At 45.2% G+C, this 2091-nt stretch carries 2 protein-coding genes; both read left to right on the forward strand.

All coding sequences use genetic code 11. The features are described 5' to 3' along the window. Positions 1-285: hypothetical protein (locus N434_RS25940; protein ID WP_181424077.1), on the forward strand; the 285-nt coding region annotated here is incomplete at its 5' end. A 719-nt stretch (positions 286-1004) separates the two neighbouring features. Next, the gene (locus N434_RS25370; protein ID WP_110760774.1) at positions 1005-1961 is read left to right on the forward strand and encodes a trypsin-like serine peptidase; all 957 of its coding nucleotides are present in this window, start codon (positions 1005-1007) and stop codon (positions 1959-1961) included. The last annotated feature ends 130 nt before the right edge of the window (positions 1962-2091 follow it).

Below are 2091 nucleotides of genomic sequence, written 5' to 3' on the forward strand. Positions count from 1 at the left end.
GCCCCAACAAGTCCTGCCCGCAATGCGGACAAAAAGACTCAGGAGAAAGCGGCCAAAAAGCGGCAGACATCCGTACAAACCATCACCGCCACAATCGGCACCCGCAGCCTCGACCCGGTAAGCAAATACCTCGCTCAGCTCAACCCCGAAGCCAAAGCGCTCATCTCAAAACTCGCACTTGCTATCCTGACGGAACACCCGGACTGGAGCCGAGATAAGATCTACGAGGAAGCCAAGAAATTACTTCCGGGCGTCTACCGAAGTCCCCAATCGTTACCGACCTAGCGTCGAATCACGGGGCACAGGGGTCGACGAGCGGAGAACGAAACTCCGCTACGGGATCCTATTACCCGCAACTACCTAAACGAGCCGAATGGCCTTTTTTTGGCTTGCTTCCGGGTATTCACACCTGAATATGTGTAATATTTTGAAAAAATCCTGCCCAAGGGTTTTTCTGTAGAAAATAAGTGTCATGTGAAAAACGAGTAAGTGTCATTTCTTTCTAATCAAATTTATACCTATTCAAATACTTTTTTATCCAAAACCAAATGTCCTTCGCTGCAACCAGACATGCTTCAGAGAGGAACACAGGAGAGCAAAAGAACATGAACAACGGGCAGAGTACAACAACCCTCGTTTAAGTATAGAGACAGGCGCTTATTCAGAGTCCAACGCATAAGCAATGGCAGAAAAAAGCAAGCCGCAAACCCACGCACACTCATCTACAACCAGACGCACAATGTGGTAGAATCCACAACAGGCACATAACTAAGCAGAGGCCACATGCAAAGCACACCCGAAACACCATTAAGCTATTATAGTCTTATAGCACAATCCATTATGTGAGAAACCACTCAACAGAAAAATAGCCACGGCACAAATAAGCTCTCGCCGAGAGCAGGGAAACATGTACAGAAATCCCTTTCCCTAATCCTTCCTTCTAAAGAAGTCTGATGGAGTGAATTACTCCACTTGGAAATATCAATCTTACTAGAGGAAAAAACATGAAACACCTACTTAGTTTTTCACTCTCTACATTGATTTTAATAATCTCCGGAATCAATGCACAGGAACAGTCAAGCTCAACTACAGACGATCCCGAAGAACACTGGACCAAAGAACGCATGCTAAATGCAATCCCAATATCTCCTCCAGAGATCAGCGAAGAAGAATTAAAAAATGTTCTACAGCGCTCAAAAACATCTGATGATCTCAAGATAGAAAAGGAAGATAGAGTAGTTTTAGAAAAATCAGAATCGCCACCACCACCAACCAGAGCAGATCTCAATCGAGTACCTTACAAAAATGCTGGGAAGCTTTTCTCAAGGGAAGGAACAGAAGACTACTTTTGTACCGCACAGTTCGTTCAGAAAGGAGAAACAAGAAACAACATCATATTAACCGCAGCTCATTGTCTACGCAGCGGTGACGTATGGAAAAGCAATTTCTCATTCTGTCTTCGTTGCAACGATAACCAGGGGGAGAGATTTTCATGGGAATGCGCAACAGTCCACCCTGATTGGTTACCAGGTGGTAGAAAAAGGCCTGAGAACGACTACGGTTTTATTCGCATCGCTCCTCCACTACCAGAAGAGCTACGTGCGTTGGAGTTAGGGGTTTCAGGTGATCTTCCAAGCCGCGTAATAGCCATTGGATATCCGTGGAACTATAATCAAAGTAAATACATGTACAAAGTCAGACGTGATATTAACACTTCGTCTGGACCTACTCGGATGTCAGATAACCCGTTCCGTGGAGGTAATAGCGGAGGTGCATGGGTAGATCCTCAGCAAAGGAGAAAAGTGTTCGGGCTTTTCAGCACTAAATTTTTTGGAATGACACTCTCTCCGCGTTTCGACAGCATGACTTCCCAACAAGTACAAGAGATTTACCAGAAGGCAATCAATTGCACACCTGATGACACCAGGTGTACATGTAAACCACAACTTAAAAACTATTAGGATAGCTTTGAGTACCATGGCCTACCATGGATCTAGAAAATCTTCCAGAGCAGGTCCATCGAAGAGTTTTTTCGATAGATCGCTCCATACGAAGTCGCATCCTGCCGCATCGCATGTGATGGTCAGCCCT

This window comes from Rhizobium sp. UGM030330-04, assembly GCF_003208455.1.
Classification (GTDB): Bacteria; Pseudomonadota; Alphaproteobacteria; order Rhizobiales; family Rhizobiaceae; genus Agrobacterium; species Agrobacterium rhizogenes_A.